This window comes from Kitasatospora sp. NBC_00070 (assembly GCF_045041205.1).
Classification (GTDB): domain Bacteria; phylum Actinomycetota; class Actinomycetes; order Streptomycetales; family Streptomycetaceae; genus Kitasatospora.
This window is the reverse complement of the sequence record NZ_CP108247.1, coordinates 4,297,100-4,312,966: the sequence shown is the minus strand read 5'-3', so window position 1 is coordinate 4,312,966 and position 15,867 is coordinate 4,297,100. Positions and strand designations below refer to the sequence as shown.

General features: G+C 72.3%; 12 protein-coding genes. 2 read left to right on the top strand and 10 right to left on the bottom strand.

Annotated elements, in window-relative coordinates; all coding sequences use genetic code 11:
- Nucleotides 1–59: 59 nt before the first annotated feature.
- Nucleotides 60–1,049, top strand: a complete 990-nt coding sequence (locus OHV05_RS19955; RefSeq protein WP_405018886.1) for a bile acid:sodium symporter family protein — start codon at nucleotides 60–62, stop codon at nucleotides 1,047–1,049.
- Here the strand turns inward: OHV05_RS19955 and OHV05_RS19950 are convergent.
- The 3 genes from OHV05_RS19950 to OHV05_RS19940 form a co-directional block, all read right to left on the bottom strand.
- Nucleotides 1,046–1,606, bottom strand: a complete 561-nt coding sequence (locus OHV05_RS19950) for a Uma2 family endonuclease (RefSeq protein WP_405018885.1) — start codon at nucleotides 1,604–1,606, stop codon at nucleotides 1,046–1,048. The genes OHV05_RS19955 and OHV05_RS19950 overlap by 4 nt on opposite strands.
- Nucleotides 1,607–1,724: 118 nt before the next feature.
- Entirely contained in the window at nucleotides 1,725–3,041 is a 1,317-nt protein-coding gene (locus OHV05_RS19945; RefSeq protein ID WP_403037285.1) for a dicarboxylate/amino acid:cation symporter, read from the bottom strand.
- Nucleotides 3,042–3,346: 305 nt separating this feature from the next.
- Nucleotides 3,347–4,810 (bottom strand): penicillin-binding transpeptidase domain-containing protein, encoded by a 1,464-nt coding sequence (locus OHV05_RS19940; RefSeq protein ID WP_405021499.1) that lies wholly within the window; start codon nucleotides 4,808–4,810, stop codon nucleotides 3,347–3,349.
- A gap of 240 nt (nucleotides 4,811–5,050) precedes the next feature.
- Between OHV05_RS19940 and OHV05_RS19935 the strand changes: the two genes are divergently transcribed.
- The gene (locus OHV05_RS19935; protein WP_405018884.1) at nucleotides 5,051–6,283 is read left to right on the top strand and encodes an MFS transporter; all 1,233 of its coding nucleotides are present in this window, start codon (nucleotides 5,051–5,053) and stop codon (nucleotides 6,281–6,283) included.
- A gap of 84 nt (nucleotides 6,284–6,367) precedes the next feature.
- On the opposite strand, the gene OHV05_RS19930 is transcribed toward OHV05_RS19935, so the two are convergent.
- From OHV05_RS19930 to OHV05_RS19900, 7 genes are all read right to left on the bottom strand, one after another.
- On the bottom strand, nucleotides 6,368–9,562 hold the full coding sequence (locus OHV05_RS19930) for an SdrD B-like domain-containing protein (RefSeq protein WP_405018883.1): 3,195 nt from the start codon (nucleotides 9,560–9,562) through the stop codon (nucleotides 6,368–6,370).
- A gap of 87 nt (nucleotides 9,563–9,649) precedes the next feature.
- A complete protein-coding gene (locus OHV05_RS19925) occupies nucleotides 9,650–10,681 on the bottom strand; it encodes a LacI family DNA-binding transcriptional regulator (protein WP_405018882.1) in 1,032 nt (343 codons plus the stop codon).
- Nucleotides 10,682–10,695: 14 nt separating this feature from the next.
- Entirely contained in the window at nucleotides 10,696–11,019 is a 324-nt protein-coding gene (locus OHV05_RS19920) for a DUF4229 domain-containing protein (RefSeq protein ID WP_405018881.1), read from the bottom strand.
- 409 nt (nucleotides 11,020–11,428) lie between these two features.
- Nucleotides 11,429–11,953: a GNAT family N-acetyltransferase gene (locus tag OHV05_RS19915; RefSeq protein WP_405018880.1), complete on the bottom strand. Its 525-nt coding sequence runs from the start codon at nucleotides 11,951–11,953 to the stop codon at nucleotides 11,429–11,431.
- 11 nt (nucleotides 11,954–11,964) lie between these two features.
- Complete coding sequence (locus OHV05_RS19910) at nucleotides 11,965–13,257, bottom strand: MFS transporter (protein ID WP_405018879.1); 1,293 nt, start codon at nucleotides 13,255–13,257, stop codon at nucleotides 11,965–11,967.
- A gap of 218 nt (nucleotides 13,258–13,475) precedes the next feature.
- Nucleotides 13,476–14,705, bottom strand: a complete 1,230-nt coding sequence (locus tag OHV05_RS19905) for an MFS transporter (protein WP_405021498.1) — start codon at nucleotides 14,703–14,705, stop codon at nucleotides 13,476–13,478.
- 384 nt (nucleotides 14,706–15,089) lie between these two features.
- Nucleotides 15,090–15,560: an ATP-binding protein gene (locus OHV05_RS19900; RefSeq protein WP_403037261.1), complete on the bottom strand. Its 471-nt coding sequence runs from the start codon at nucleotides 15,558–15,560 to the stop codon at nucleotides 15,090–15,092.
- Nucleotides 15,561–15,867 lie beyond the last annotated feature (307 nt).

The window sequence follows — 15,867 nt, the reverse complement described above, 5'->3', positions numbered from 1 at the left end:
CTTCGGACGCGGCGGGCCCCCTGCCTCTGTCCCGGCCCCCGCCAGGCATGATCGGGGCCATGCACCTGCTTCGGGCCTTCGACCGCCAACTGCACCGGATCGGGATCGACGGCTACCTGCTCCTGCTGCTCGGCACCGTCGGCCTGGCCACCCTGCTCCCGGTCCGGGGCACCGCCGCCGAGGTGGCGGGCGAGTCGGTGAGCGTCGCGGTCGGCCTGCTGTTCTTCCTGTACGGCGCCCGGCTCTCGCCCCAGGAGGCGCTGGCCGGGGCCCGGCACTGGCGGCTGCACCTGCTCATCCTGGGCTGCACCTTCGTGCTCTTCCCGCTGCTCGGCGAGGCCACCCGGCTGCTCCCGGCCGCCGTGCTGGCCCCGCAGCTGGCGACCGGGGTGCTCTTCCTCACCCTGCTCTCCTCCACCGTGCAGTCCTCGATCGCCTTCACCTCGATGGCCCGGGGCAACGTCGCCGCAGCGATCTGCGCGGCCACCTTCTCCAGCCTGGTCGGCATCGTGCTCACCCCGCTGCTCGCCGCCTGGCTGCTGGCCGGCAGCGCCGGGGTCCAGGTCAGCGGGCAGCAGGTGCTGGACATCGTGCTGCAGCTGCTGGTCCCGTTCGCTCTCGGGCAGTTGCTCCGGCGCTGGGTGGCGCCCTGGCTGCGGCGGCACCGCTGGCTGACCATGCTGGTCGACCGCGGCTCCATCCTGCTGATCGTCTACACCGCCTTCAGCGAGGGCGTCACCGAGGGCATCTGGAGCCGGGTGACGGTCCCTCAGCTGCTCTGGCTGGCCGCGCTCTGCCTGGCCATGCTCACCCTGGTGCTGCTCTTCACCGGCACCGCCGCCCGCCGCCTCGGCTTCTCCCGGGCCGACCGGATCACCGCCCAGTTCTGCGGCTCCAAGAAGAGCCTGGCCAACGGCCTCCCGCTGGCCACCATCCTGTTCCCCGCCGCCACGGTCGGCATGACCGTGCTCCCCCTGATGCTCTTCCACCAACTCCAGCTGATGGTCTGCACCGTGCTGGCCCAGCGCTGGGCCAGGCAGCCGGACTAGAAGCGGTCGGTGGCCAGCTCCACGCCGAACGGCTCCGGAAGCCGGAGGGACGTCCCGAACGAGTGCGGTCCGTCGACCAGGGTGTAACCCAGCGGGCCGGGGGTGGAGAAGAGCGTGCAGGTGCGCTCCTGACGGTCCACCAGGAGGTCCAGCGGCGCACCGTACTCGGCGTAGCGACGGCGCTTCACGACCGGGTCGGTGTCCCCGTTGGAGTCGGAGGTCACCTCGACCACCAGCAGGGTCTGGTCAGGGAGTAGCGCCTTCGCGTCCTGGGCCAGTGCTCGCGGCACCACGGCGATGTCGGGCACGTACCAGTTCCTCGACCCGGGAAGATCGAGGTTGCCCGAACCCGCGAGGCAGTCCAGCGCACGGATCCGCTCCCGAAGTTGCTCACGGATGTTCTCGGCGGCGGTTTCGTGACCCCAGGTCGGCGACATCGGCTCGATGACCCCTTCGATGATTTCGGAGCGGTCGCCGTTGATGTGCTGGATCGCGTACTTCAGCGCCAGCTCCGGATCCACCTGCTGGTACGAGTACTCCTGCGGGGCGGCACTCATGGGCTCTTCCTTCATCCTCATCCACGCTACCGCCGTGGCCCGGGCCGGTGGGCGAGGTGCACTCCAACGGGTGATGGCCCGCTCCCCCTTGGGGAACGGGCCATCAGGTGGAGCGGGGTCAGGCGGCGACGGCGATCTTGTCGCGGGCGGGGGCGTCCTCGGTGAGGAGGTCGCCGGTGGGGTTGTTGTAGGCGGTCAGGTCGAGGGTCTTCTCGCGGGCCGCGACCAGGATCGGGACGACCGACTGACCGGCCACGTTGGTGGCGGTGCGGATCATGTCGAGGATCGGGTCGATGGCGAGCAGCAGGCCGACGCCCTCCAGCGGGAGGCCGAGGGTGGAGAGGGTCAGGGTCAGCATCACGATCGCGCCGGTCAGACCGGCGGTGGCGGCGGAGCCGATCACCGAGACGAAGGCGATCAGCAGGTAGTCACCGACGCCGAGGTCGATGCCGTAGACCTGGGCGACGAAGATCGCGGCCAGCGAGGGGTAGATCGCGGCGCAGCCGTCCATCTTGGTGGTGGCGCCGAACGGGACGGCGAACGAGGCGTACTCGCTCGGGACGCCGAGCCGCTCGGTGACCCGGCGGGTGACCGGCAGGGTGCCGACCGAGGAGCGCGAGACGAAGGCGAGCTGGATCGCGGGCCAGGCGCCCTTGAAGAAGTTCAGCGGGTTGAGCCCGCCGACGAAGCGCAGCAGCAGCGAGTAGACGCCGAACAGCACGATCGCGCAGCCGACGTAGACGTCGATGGTGAGCGTCGCGAAGGGCTTGAGCAGGTCCCAGCCGTAGACCGCGACGGACTTGCCGATCAGGCCGAGGGTGCCGAGCGGGGCGAGCCGGATGACCCACCAGAGGGCGGTCTGGGTGAGCTCGAGGATCGCCTCGTTGAGCTTGCGGACCGGCTCGGCCTTCTCGCCCAGCTTGAGGACGGCGGCGCCGACCACGATGCCGAGGAAGACGATCTGCAGCACGTTCACCTTCAGGAAGGCGTCCGCGATGTTGGTCGGGATGATCCCGGTCAGGAAGTCGATCCAGGTGCCGGGCTTCTCCGGGGCCTTGAGGCCCTGGGTGGAGAGGTTGGCACCCTCGCCCGGGTCGGTCAGCAGGCCGAGACCGAGGCCGACGCCGACCGCGATCAGCGAGGTGATCAGGAACCAGAGCAGCGTGCGGCCGGCCAGCCGGGCGGCGTTGGTGACGTTCCGCAGGTTGGCGACCGAGAGCACGATCGCGGTGAAGACCAGCGGCGGGACGGCCAGCTTGAGCAGCTGGACGAAGGTCTTGCCGATGGTGTCCAGGGTGGTGGTGAGCCAGGCGACGTCCTGGACCCGGGCCAGGTAGCCGAGGGCCAGGCCGAGGACCAGGCCGCCGACGATCTGGACCCAGAAGGGGGTCTTGCGGACCTTCGCGAGGAAGGTGGGCGCGGGCGCAGTGGACATGGTGGTGCGGCTCCGAGGCAGGAGGAGGGGGAGGGGTGGAGCAGAGGCGGCGACACGGCCGGGCCGACCACGGCGGGGAGGAGCCGGGGGCCTCAGGGGCGACGTGCCGCCTGGGTACAGCTGACGGTGCGACAGCCGCTGTCCACGGCGCCGGGCAGGCACGCGCAGCGCACGGACGCGGGGTCCGTGTCGTACTGCCGAGGCGTGCCTGAGGTGGTCATGGGCGACAGACTAGCAACAAACCTTTGAGATGTTCAAAGTACTTATTTGAGCTACGGCCACGAACCACCCCGGCACCCCCGGGTTCACCGCTTCAGGTAGGCCGCCGTCATCGCCTTGACCACCGGGCCGGCCAGGCCGCCACCGGTGATCCCGTCGCGGTCGGTGGAGCCGTTCAGCACCACGGCGGCAGTGGCGATCCGGTGGCCCCTGCCGTCGTCGGCGTAGGAGGTGAACCAGGCGTACGGCAGGCCCGAGTTGTCCACGCCGTGCTGGGCCGTGCCGGTCTTGCCGCCGACCGTCAGGCCGGCGATCGCGGCCGCCTTGCCGGTGCCGTCGGTGACCACCGAGACCATCGCGGACTGCAACTGCTGCGCCGTCCGCTCGCTCATCACCCGCCCCAGCTCGGCGGGCGGGAACGCCTGCACCGTCCGCCCCGCGTGGTCCGTGAGCTTCGACACCGTGGACGGCGTCATCAGCAGCCCGTCGTTCGCGATCGCCGCCGAGACCATCGCCATCTGGAGCGGCGTCGCGGTCACCGAGAACTGCCCGATCCCGGTCAGCGCCACCTGCGAGGGCTCCATGCCCGCCGGGTAGACGCTGGCGGCGGCCCGTACCGGGGTGTCCAGCTTCTCCAGGTTGAACCCGAACTTCGCCGCCTGGGCCGAGAGCGCCGCCTCCCCGAGGTCGGCCGCGGCCTTGGCGAAGACGTTGTTGCAGGAGTACTCCAGCGCCGTCCGCAGGGTGGCGTTCGCACAGGGCGCGTTGGGGTTCTCGTTGGTCAGCACCGTCCTGGTGCCCGGCAGCGTGTACGGGTTGGGGCTGGCGGTCGGGGTGTCCACGTCCGGGTAGCGGCCGGTCTCCAGTGCGGCGGCGGCGACCACCAGCTTGAAGGTGGAGCCCGGGGCGTAGGTGGCGCGCAGCGCGCCGTTCACCATCGCCTTGCCGTTGTCGGCGCTGAGCCGCTGCCAGGTCCGCCCGTCCGCCGCCGACCGGCCGGTGATCCCCGACGGGTCGTAGGACGGGGTGGAGACCAGCCCGAGGACGGCGCCGGTGGCCGGGTCGATCGCCACCGCCGCACCCTGCCGGCCGCCGAGCGCGTCCCAGGCCGCCCGCTGCACCGCCGGGTCGATGGTGCTGACCACGTCGCCACCGGCCGGGCGGGACCGGGTGAGCGGGCCGGTGAGCGCCCCGACCGGGTCGGCCAGCCGCGGATCGGTGCCGTCCAGCAGGTCGGCGAACAGGCTCTCCAGCTGGCTGCTGCCGTACGCCTGCGAGGTGTAGCCGGTCAGCGGGGCGTAGAGCGGGCCGTCGGTGTAGCTGCGCTGGTAGGCGAGCGAGCCGCCGGTCGGCACCGAGCCGGTCACCGGCTGCCCGCCGACCAGGATGTTGCCGAGCGGCCGGGCGTAGCGGTCGATGGCGATCCGGGCGTTGGCCGGGTTGCCCCGGTAGTCGTCCGCCTCGGCCACCGCCAGCCAGGTGGCCCGGGCCATCAGGGCGAGCACCAGCAGCAGGCAGAACATCGAGGCGCGGCGCAGCGGCCCGGCCATCACGTCACGGGTCCTGGGGGTCTTCATCCGTTCCCTGTACGGCCCCCGGAGCGGCTTCCCGTCCGCGCGGCGGCCGGTCACGGCCGGTGTCCCGGTCCGGCCTGGCGAGTGCTCAGCTGTCGGACTGTCAGACGACGAACGATCCCGTGCGGTTCCTGGCCGGCCGATTGACCCGATCCGGTTATACGTATAACTTGATGACTTACCGCCGCCTTCCCCTGCCCCAGGAGACCGAACCCCATGGGCTACCTCGCCCTGCTCCGCGCACCGCACGTGACCCGTCTCCTGCTCGGCACCCTGCTCGGCCGCCTCCCCGCCGGGATGACCGCCCTGGTGATCGCCCTCGCCCTGCGCGACGCGGGCACCCCGTACAGCAGGATCGGTCTGGCCACCGCCGCGTACGCGATCGCCGCCGCGATCGGCGGCCCGGTGCTCGGCCGGATCGTCGACCGGACCGGGCAGCCGCGCGTCCTGCTGGCCTCCGCCGTGGTCGCCGGCGTCGGGTACGCGCTGCTCGCGCTGGCCCCCGGCTCGGCTTGGGCCGCCCCGCTCGGCGCGGCGATCGCCGGGCTCGCGATGCCGCCGCTGGAGCCCTGCCTGCGGGCGCTCTGGCCCGCCGTGGTCGACGAGGAGCAGCTCGACACCGCGTACGCCTTCGACTCGGCCGCTCAGCAACTCCTGTACGTGGCGGGCCCGTTGGCGGTGGCCGGGATCGCCGCCGCGTTCTCGCCGGTGACCGCGCTGTGGACGGCCGCCGGGCTCGGCCTGGCCGGCGCCCTGGTGGTCGCCACCGCCGCCCCCGCCCGGGCCTGGCGGGCCCCCGCCCGGCACGCCTCCTCCGGACTGCTCGGCCCGCTGCGCTCGCCCGGCCTGGTCCTGCTGCTGGTCGGCCTGGCCGGTGCGGGCTGGACCGTCGGCGCCCAGAACGTGCTCTTCATCGCCTACGCCGAGAACCACCGGGGCGACCTGCCCGGCGGGGCCGGGCTGCTGCTCGCGCTGGCCGCCCTCGGCGGTCTGGTCGGCGCGCTCGGCTACGGCGCGGTGAAGTGGCGCAGCGCCACCGCCACCCGGACCTGGGTGATCGCGCTGGCGATGGCCGCCTCCTATCTCCCCCTGCTGCTGCTCCCCGCCCCGCTGCCGATGGCCGCGCTGGCCCTGCTCTCCGGCATCGGCCTGGCCCCCCTGCTGGCCGCCGCCTTCGTGCTGATCGCCGAGCTGGCCCCGACCGGCACGGTCACCGAGGCGTTCGCCTGGCTGATCACGCTGTTCGCGACCGGCAACGCGGCGGGCTACGCCGTCTCGGGAGCGCTGGTCTCGCGCTCCCTGACGGCGGTCGCCCTCTGCGCGGTCGGCGGCATCGGCCTCGGCGGACTGCTGCTCTTCGGCACCCGCCGTTGGTTCAGGACGACGGGGACCGCCGGCAGGGGCTCGGGGAACTGCGACGCCGACCTCGGAAGCGTCGCACCCGCGTAACCCGCCAGGCGCTTTCGCTTTCGAGGTCGGCGTCGCCGACGCGGCGGAGCCGCACGTCAGCCCCGGGCCCCCGGGCGGGGTACCTCAGTGCCGGCGGCCTCGCTGACGACTCGTCAGCCCGAGCACCGCACCCGCCGCGGCCAGCGCCAGCGCCAGCACCGCGAAGAACGCCGCCGGGAAGTCCGCCCCGGTGTCCGGCAGGCCGCCGGTCGGTGAGGCGGTCGGCAGCGGGGTCGGCGGCACCGGCGTGACGGTCGGCGTCGGCGGGGTGGGCTCCGGGCTCGGGGTCGGCGGCGGGGTGGGCTCCGGCGGGAGGACCAGGCCGAGGTCCAGGTTGAGCTGGGCCTCGCCACCGGACACCGTGACGTTCTCGGTGATGCCGGTGACCGGATCGGCGTCGGAGTCCTCGGCGCTGGCCGCCGTCCGGCGGACCGCGTCCTTGAGGGTGACGGCGGCACCGGCCGGGATGGTGGCCAGGTCGAACTGGACCGCGTAGGTGCCGTTCGGCAGCTTCCCGAACAGGTAGAAGCCCCGGCCGTTGCTGGTGGAGGTGGCCGGCTTGCCGTTCAGGTTGCGGACCTTGCGCCCCTTCCCGTCCAGCAGGTACGCGGTGACCCCGCCGACGCCGGGCTCACCGGCGTCCTGCAGGCCGTTCTTGTTGAGGTCGTTCCAGACGAAGTCGCCGATCGAGTTGGCCGGCGGGGTGGGCTGGTGCACCCCGACGCCGACCTTGGCGGGCTCGGCCGGCAGCAGCTGCTGGCCGCTGCTGTCGGTGGCGGTGTAGGCGAAGCTGTTCCAGGCGAACGCCGCGTCAGGGGCATCGTACGAGGCCACCATCGGCCAGGTCAGGGTGAACAGCCCGCCCGAGGGCATCGTGCCGGGCCGGGAGATCCGGAACCAGGTGGTCACCCCGGGGCCGGGGAAGGTGGTGCTCCACTCGGCACCGAGCGGGCAGCCCGCCGGACCGCCGAGCGAGACCGGACGGCACGGGTCGGGCGCGGTGGAGTACTCGATCACCACGGTCGGGTCGCTGCTCACCAGCGGCTCGGTCAGCGAGGGCGTCCAGGCACTGCCGCGCGAGGTGTCCGGCCGCAGCACGTACCCGTCGCCCGGGGTCGGCAGGCGGTCGTACGCGACGAAGTCGGTCACGGGGTCGGGCGAGTCGTTCCGGACGGTCATCCGGTAGGAGATCTGCCCGCCGGGCGAGGAGGTGCCGGAGCTGCCGTAGTCGCTGTCCTCGTCGCCCTTGACCTCCTTGTAGGCCCGCAGCACGGCGGGCACCTGGACCTCCACCTTCGAGGAGGCGTGGCAGAGCTTCTCGGTGGTGTCGCCGTTGCGGTTGAGGTCCTCGGTGTCCGGCACCGAGCTGTCGGCACCGTAGAACTTGCAGGTGACCGGGGGTGACGCGCCGTCAGCCGTGACGTAGATGTCGTTGGTGAAGGTGCCCGGCTGGGCGCTGCCCGCGGCCTGGACGTCGAACAGCACCCGGTAGGCCAGGTTGTCGTGCAGGTAGGTCATGTCGGGGCTGCCCGCCGGCCAGGTCATCCGGATCAGCTGCCGGCCGTCCTTGCCCGGCAGCACGGCGACCTCCGCGGGGGCCTTGGCGTCCGACCAGCCCGGGTCGGCACGGACCGAGCCGTCGACGAAGACGAAGCCGGGCGGCAGCAGGTCGTAGAGCACCAGCGGCTTGTCCAGGGCGTGGCCGGTCCGGTTGTACGGGATCACCTGGAAGGTGGCGGTGCCGCCCGGCGCGAGCACCGAGCCGTCCGTGGTGGTCTTCGCCGCGCCGAGGTTGGTGGCGGCGGTGACCGTGGTGTCGGCGCAGGCGGTGGCGGTGTCGGTGGTGGTGCCGTCGGTGCCGACCACGTCCACGCAGTTGTGCAGCGGGGTCGGTGCGGTGGCGCCGTCGTGGCCGGTGTACAGCACCTGGGCCAGCACCTGGACCGAGTTGCCCGGGCTCCACCCGGTCGGGATCGGACCGGCCCAGCTGAACCGCAGTCCGTGCAGCCAGCGGCCGGCCGGGATGCCGAGCACGTCGTTGGCCGGGTCGCCCGCCCCCGTCTCGATCTTGACCCGGCGGGCACCGGCGCCGTTGAAGGCGGTGCCGGGGGTGAAGGTGTGCCAGGCCGGGTCGCCGTTCAGGCGGTAGTCCAGGGTCAGCGCGATGCTGGTCGGGTTCCAGGCCTCCAGCTGGATGCTCTGCGGGGCGAGCCAGTTGTAGAGGTCGGTGGTGGTCCCGGTGCCCGGGTCGGTCATCACCAGGCTGGTGATCGGGACCGAGACGTTGTTCGGGAACAGGCTGAACGAGCCGATGTCACCGGAGACGAAGCTCGACTGCCAGACCTTGGCGGAGGAGACGTGCACCCCGGTGCTGGGGTCCTGGAAGGTCGGGCTGACCGCGGTGGCGGTGTCCAGGTCCCGGGCGGCGTCCGGGCCGAGCGGGTCGCCGTTCAGGGTGACCGAGTTGGTGGCGGTGCTGCCGGTCGGGAAGGTCGGGGCGGGGAAGTTGACCACCAGCACCCCGGGGTAGCGGCAGCCCGCCTGCCCGTTGCCCGCGGTGAAGGCACCGATGTCGTACTCCCAGGTGTTCCCCGTTCCCACCTGGCTCCAGCCCGGCGAGCGCGAGGTGTCCACCACGGCGCCGGGCGGCAGCGTGTCCACCAGCTTGGCGAGGTCCAGGTCGACGTTCGGCACCCCGTCGGTGGAGCAGGTGCCGAACTGGTACGTCACCGTGCGGCCGTCCTGGCTGCTGGTCTGGACGCCCTTGGTCACCTTGTACTGCGGCTGCACCACCGCCGTAGTGGTGGCGGTGCCGGTCTGCGGGGTCTCGCCGTCGGCGGTGAAGGTGGCGGTGTTGACCGCCTGGGTGCCGTTGGCGGTGGTGAAGTTGGGGTACTTGAGGGTGACCTTGACGGTGGCGGTGGTGCCGGGGGTGAGCGGGTTGAGCGCGATGTCCAGCGTGCCCCCCATCGTCCCGGCGGCCGGCACGGTGGATTCGTCGACGTCCACGGTGCTGGCGTCCGGGGTCCAGCCGACGAACTCCATGCCGGCCGGCAGGGCGTCGGTGATCTTCCCGTTCTCACAGTCGTTCAGCGAACAGGTGTAGCTCAGGGTGTAGGTGACGTTCTCCCCGGGCGCCGGGTTCGCCTTGTCCACCGTCTTGGTGAACGTGATCGCCGCCAGCGCGTTCGGAGTGCCGGACATCGTGCCGGCGAGCAGGCTGGCGGAGAGCAGCCCGAAGGCCGTCAGCAACCGGGGGACCCGGGATCTCTTCCACATTCCCCCATCTGATGCCATTGGTGATGATTTGTCCGGTATGACGCGGCGGACTCGCCAATCGATAGGACCAAAAGGTCGTCAGATGGGCTACGCGGAGCGGCTGGTGGAGCTCCGGAGCACCAGCGCGGTGGCCAACGGGGCGACCGGCGGGACCGGTTCGCCGCGCAGCAGGGCCGCCAGGGCGGCGACCCCGGCCCGGCCGAGCCGCTCCCCCGGCAGGTCGACGGTGGTCAGCGGCGGCGCCAGCAGATCGGCCACCGGGATGTTGTCGATGCCGACCACCGAGACGTCGGCCGGAATCCGCAGCCCGAGTTCGGCGGCGGCCTGGTACAACCCCGAGGCGACCACGTCGTCGTCGCAGACCACCGCGTGCGGGCGGTCCGGCCGGCTGAGCAGCCGGTGCGCGGCGGACCTGGCGGCGCGCTGACCCTCGTTCAGGGTGACGCCCAGCTCCAGCACTTCGAGCCCCTCGGTGGCCGCCTCGAAGGCGGCCTGCCGGACCCGGAAGGTGTACGCGGAGTGGGTGGACCGCAGGTGCCCGATCCGCCGGTGGCCGAGCCCGGTCAGGTGCTCGACGGCGGCCCGCATGCCGCCCGCGACGTCCAGCTCGACGGTCGGCCGGGGCCGGCCGGTGCCCGGGTCGGCGAGCGCGGGGTCGGCGTCCAGGAACACCGCCGGGGTGCCGGCGGGCAGTGCGCCGAGCTGACTGTCGTCCGGCGAGCAGACCAGCAGTCCGTCGAACCGGCTGGTGGTGGCCGCCTCGGCCAGCGTCGCGCTGCCCCAGCCCGAGCTCACCACCACGGCCAGGCCGTGCCGGCCGGCCTCCTCGTGCACCCCCACCAGCACCCGGCCGAAGAACGGCCCGAGGATGTTCGGCACCGCGAGCAGGATCATCCCGCTCCGGCCCAGCCGCAGTTGGCGGCCCGCCGCCTGCGGGCGGTAGCCGAGCGTCCTGGCCGCCTCCCGGACCCGCTCCCGGGTCGCCTCGGAGACCCGCTGCCCGGCCTCCGCCCCGGAGAACACCAACGAGACCGTCGCCTGCGAGACCCCGGCCAACCGGGCCACGTCGCGGCCGGTCGGGCGCCGGGACGCCGGGTTCGGTGCGGAGGGCTCGGTCATCGCGCGGGGACGGCTCAGCCCTGCGCCCGGGCGGCCGCCGCACGGGCGGCGTCGTCGGCGGCGTCCTCCTCGGCGGCGACCTCGGCCGAACGGGACCTGCGGTTGGCGACCTTCTCGGCCAGCTGCGCGGACATCTCGTCGCGCTGCTTGCTCAGCAGGATGTAGCTGAGCGGGGCGGAGACCAGGCCGGCGATCAGCACCAGGAAGACCACCCCGGTGCTGCCGGTCACCGGGATGACCCCGAAGCGGCCGAGCAGCATGGCGAGGAGCAGGCACGACAGGAAGATGCTCAGGCGCATCGAGGTGTAGCGGAGCGTGGCGTGCTTCTTGCTGCTCACGGGGACGTCCTTCACTGCGGGGGTACGGCTGACGCGGCTATCCAGTGAAGCACGACCACCCGGCCGGCCCTTGGCAGGGGCTCGGGACTGCACCTTTTGGCAGGGCGCTCAGCCTTTTTTCAGGCACTCAGCTTTTTGCAGGCGCTCGACTTTTTGCAGGCACTCAGCTTTTTGCAGGCGCTCGACTTTTTGCAGGTGCTCCGGTGCTACGGCCCAGGGGCTCGGGGAACTGCGAGGAGATCTGGCGTTCGGGTCACTGCGAAAGTGCCTGACCACCTACGCGACGATCACCTTGAACGAGGCCGGCGTCGCAGTTCCCCGAGCCCCTGGGCCGTAGGCGGCTGAGCAGTTCCCCGAGCTCCCGACCGTAGATGCCGGGCCGCTTGCAAAAGGCCGGCGGAGCCGCACCTCAGTGGAGGTCGAGCCACATGGTGACGTCGTCGCGGTCGTCGCCCGGGGCCACGCGGATGGCCCCGGGGACGCGGCCGACCTCGGTGTAGCCGCAGCGGGTGTAGAAGTGCTCCAGGCCGAGCCCGCCCCGGAGGGTGAGCCGGAGGCCGGCCCAGCCGGCGTCGCGGGCGACCCGGGCGGCCTCGGCCATCAGCTCGACGCCGTAGCCGCTGCCCTGGAAGTCGGGGTGCACCATGACCCGCTTGAGCAGCCGCCAGTGGTCCATCAGGTCGAACCGCATGTCCTCGAAGAACAGCGCCGCCACCAGCCGGCCGCCCGGCTCGTGGCCGACCAGCAGCAGGTCCGGCTGCCCCGGGCCGAGGCCCGCGAACTGCTTCTCGGCCGCCACCCAGACCTGATCCTCCGTCACCGGCGGGACGAACCCGACGGCGCCGCCCGCGTTGGTCGCGTCCGTCCAGAGGGTGATGATCGAGGCCCGCAGTTCCGGGGTCGGCTCGGGGGCCAGGGTGAAGGTGAGCGTCATGAGCACCAAGCCTAGGCGGCGGCCGTGACAGGCCGGGCGGGGCCGCTGCGGCCGAGGCAGAGGCAGAGCAGCACGGCCACCGCGCAGAGCGCGCCGGCGCCGTACCAGGCCAGGTCGTAGTCGCCGAACCGGTCCCGGCTCAGGCCGGCCAGGCCGGCCAGGCCGGCCACCAGGGCGGCGCCGAGCTGGTGGCAGGCCAGCACCCAGCCGAACACCACCGGGGCGTCGGCGCCGAAGTGGCGGCGGCAGAGGGCGATGGTCGGCGGCACGGTGGCCACCCAGTCCAGGCCGTAGAAGATCACGAACGCCAGGATGGGCGGCTCCGGCGAACCGGCGAACAGCTGCGGCAGGAAGAGCAGCGAGAGGCCGCGCAGCGCGTAGTAGGTGACCAGCAGCGAGCGGGAGTCGAACCGGTCGGTGAACCAGCCGCTGGCGATGGTGCCGGCCACGTCGAAGACGCCGACCAGGGCGAGCAGGCCCGCGGCCGTGGTGACCGGCATGCCGTGGTCGTGCGCGGCCGGGATGAAGTGGGTGCCGACCAGACCCGCCGTGGTGGCACCGCAGATCGCGAACGAGCCGGCCAGCAGCCAGAAGGCGCGGCTGCGGCTCACCTCGCGGAGGATCCGCAGACTGCGCAGGATCGCGCTGCCGTCGGTGCTCGGCGCGGGCGGCTGCTCGGTCGCCCCGTACGGGAGCAGGCCGAGGTCGGCCGGGCGTTCGCGCATCAGCAGCAGCACCGGGAGGGCGACCACGGTGGCGGAGACCGAGACCACCACCACGGCGGTGCGCCAGCCGTGCTGCTCGACCAGCCAGGCGAGCAGCGGCATGAAGACCAGGTTGCCCGCCGCACCGGCGGCGGTGAGCACGCCGGTGACCAGGCCCTGGCGGGCGGCGAACCAGCGGCCGGAGACGGTGGTGGCGAACGCCCCCGCCATCGAGCCCGAACCGAGGCCGACCAGGACGCCCCAGCAGAGCACCAGTTGCCAGCTCTGCGTCATCAGCATGGTGAGCCCGGCGCCGGTGGATATCGTCAGCAGGGCGCTGACCACGATCAGCCGGACGCCGAAACGGTCCATCAGGGCGGCGGCGAACGGCGCGGTCAGGCCGTAGAGGGTCAGGTTGACCGAGACGGCGGCGGAGACGGTGCCGTGCGACCAGCCGAACTCGGCGTGCAGGGCATCCATCATCAGCCCGGGCGTGGACCGGAAGCCGGCCGACCCGAGCAGCACCAACACGGCCACCCCGGCCACCACCCAGGCGTAGTGCGGGCGGCGGGACTTCACGGTGGTGCGGGTTTCGTTCACGTGCTGATCCTCTTGTACGACACGCCAGGGGCTCGGGGAACTGCGAGGAGATCTGGCGCCGGGGTCACTGCGAAAGTGCCTGACCACCTACGCACGCGTGACCTTTTCCGAGGTCGGCGTCGCCCACGCGGCGGAGCCGCACATCAGCAGAGCCCCGAGCCCCTGGACCGTAGACGGCTGAGCAGCTGCCGAAAAGCCGAGCCTCCTGGGGGTGCGCCTCAGGGACGGTCGGGGACGCGGTGGAGGGTGCGGATGGGGCGGGTGAGCAGGAGCGCGGCGACCACCAGGAAGGAGACCACGATGCCTACTTGGAGGACCCGGGTGGCGCCGAAGGCTTCCACTGCGGGGCCGGCCAGGGCGCTGCCGATGGGGAACATGCAGACCGAGCCGGCCACCTCGTAGGCGTGGATCCGGTTGAGGACCTCGCCGGGGACCTGGGTCTGCACGTTGGTGGCCCACATGACGCCCCAGAAGGTGAGGCCGACGCCGACCACGAGCTGGGCGGCGGCGAGCAGCCAGACCGGCCAGCCGGCCACGATGCCGATCGGGTAGAGCGGGAAGACCAGCATCGCCACCGCACCGGCGGCGAGCGGGCGTTCGGGCTTGTAGCGGATCGCCAGCAGGCCACCGAGCACGGTGCCGGCGCCGAACGCGCAGTTGAGCAGGCCGTACACGGTGGGACCGTACTCGGGCACGATCAGGCCCGCCGCGATCGGCATCTGCGGGCCCCAGCTGAGCACGGTGAAGAACAGCCAGATCACGATGACGCCCCAGAGCCAGCTGCGGGCGCGGAACTCGTGCCAGCCGACCACCAGGTTGCGCCAGAGGCTGTCGCCCGGCGGCGGGGCGGGCACGGTGCCGAGCCGGAGGGCGAGCAGGCAGGCGGCGCTGATGCCGAAGGTGACGGCGGCGATCAGCATCACCCAGCCGGTGGCGGCCGAGCCGACCAGCAGGCCGGCCAGGGCCGGGCCGAGCAGGCCGGTGAACGCCTCGGCGGTGCGCAGCACGCCGTTGGCGCCCTGGACGTCGCGGGCCACCAGCGGGACGGTGGAGGCGGCGCCGGGCTGGAACATCGCGGCGGCGGTGCCGGCCACCGCCAGCAGGGCGTAGAGCTGCCAGAGTTGGTCGATGCCGCGGAAGAAGAGGACCGCCAGCAGGATCCGGGTGGTCAGGTTGGCCAGGTCCGCGCCGATCATCATCCGGCGGGCGGTGAACCGGTCGGCGAGCACGCCGCCGAACAGCACGAGGCCCGCGAACGGGCCCATCAGGAAGGCGAGGGCGAAGCCGACGGTGCCCAGTCCGTGGCCGGCACCGATCAGGCCGGCGGAGACCGCGACCGGGAGCATCGCGTCACCCAGCAGACCCGCGCTGCGGGCGGTGAAGTAGTACCGGAAGTTGCGGGACCAGATCGCCGGCGCCTCGGCCGACCGGTCCACGACCGATCGGATCTCGACGGACTGGTCCTGGAGTTCGGGGAGCGTCACCCCAGCAGTTTTGGTGTAGACCACTCGGAATTCCAGTGGTTTATGGTCACGATCGGACGGCGGCGCGGCATGCGCGCCCCGAGCACGGCACGACGGCCACCGTCCGATCCGGGTACCCGGGGCCCCAGACCCGCGCACCGAGCGCTCCGTACTCGTCAAGGAAGGCTCCACCGGCGCGCCCGGCAGCATACGACCCCCATGCTGACCGCACCGGCACTCCCTCGACGTCCCCTCACAACGGAGAACTGCACCCAAGAGTGATCAGTTGGATACGTCACGTCAATGGGTTGTCGGAAATTCGGAATGGTTGCGGCGCATTTGGCACTCACGGGAGCACGCGGCAGAGACCTAGGCGATCAGTGCGCCCCCTGCGCCGCTGGTCCGCTCCATGGCCGGAGCCACCATCGCACCGTCGCCGATCTCGCACCAGACCCGCTTGCCGGAGCCGTCCGGGTACCAGCCCCAGCGCTCGCACAGCAGTTCCACCAGCTCCAGGCCCCGCCCGTTGGTCGCGTCACCCGCCGCGCACCGGGGGGCGGGGGCGATACAGCTGCCGTCCGACACCTCGACCCGGACCAGGGTCGGGGCCGACCGGCCGCCGCCCTCCGGCAGCGGGACCGAGAGCCGGAGCACGGCCGGCGATCCGGTGTGCACCACGGCGTTGGTGACCAGTTCGGAGACCACCAGCACCAGGGTCTCGGCGATCGCCGCGTCCGGGTCGAAGCCGTGGCCCTGGAGCCGCGAGCGAACCCACCGGCGCGCCCGACCGACCTCGGCCGGGTCCGCCTGGACCGCCAACTGGACCTGAAGTACCTGCACCGCTCCACCACCCGCACTCGCAGTTCGAGGCCCGGTCGGACCGGCCATGGCTCCGTCACGAATACGCCTCAGAATGATCCGGCAGGACGGTCGCAGCAAGCGCTTCGGGCATATTCCAGCGATCGGGGGACAGCGCAGTGCATACTGTCCCGCTCACTCTGGCGAGCGTCGCACCGGCGATCGTCCGGCCACCCGCTCCGACCTGGCCTTGGGACGGGACGGCGCGAGCGTAACGAAACGTACCGCGCGACGACGCCGATCCGCCCACCGCCACGAGCGAACCACCCTTGCTACATCTGTCCACCAC

What these genes read in the sequence shown, in the direction of transcription:
- OHV05_RS19940 (WP_405021499.1), bottom strand. Translation starts at nt 4,810, where the DNA reads ATGGCCGGGCCGCTGCGCCGCGCCTCGATGTTCTGCCTGCTGCTGGTG.
- OHV05_RS19945 (WP_403037285.1), bottom strand. Translation starts at nt 3,041, where the DNA reads ATGTCCACTGCGCCCGCGCCCACCTTCCTCGCGAAGGTCCGCAAGACC.
- OHV05_RS19925 (WP_405018882.1), bottom strand. Translation starts at nt 10,681, where the DNA reads ATGACCGAGCCCTCCGCACCGAACCCGGCGTCCCGGCGCCCGACCGGC.
- OHV05_RS19950 (WP_405018885.1), bottom strand. Translation starts at nt 1,606, where the DNA reads ATGAGTGCCGCCCCGCAGGAGTACTCGTACCAGCAGGTGGATCCGGAG.
- OHV05_RS19935 (WP_405018884.1), top strand. Translation starts at nt 5,051, where the DNA reads ATGGGCTACCTCGCCCTGCTCCGCGCACCGCACGTGACCCGTCTCCTG.
- OHV05_RS19930 (WP_405018883.1), bottom strand. Translation starts at nt 9,562, where the DNA reads ATGTGGAAGAGATCCCGGGTCCCCCGGTTGCTGACGGCCTTCGGGCTG.
- OHV05_RS19955 (WP_405018886.1), top strand. Translation starts at nt 60, where the DNA reads ATGCACCTGCTTCGGGCCTTCGACCGCCAACTGCACCGGATCGGGATC.
- OHV05_RS19915 (WP_405018880.1), bottom strand. Translation starts at nt 11,953, where the DNA reads ATGACGCTCACCTTCACCCTGGCCCCCGAGCCGACCCCGGAACTGCGG.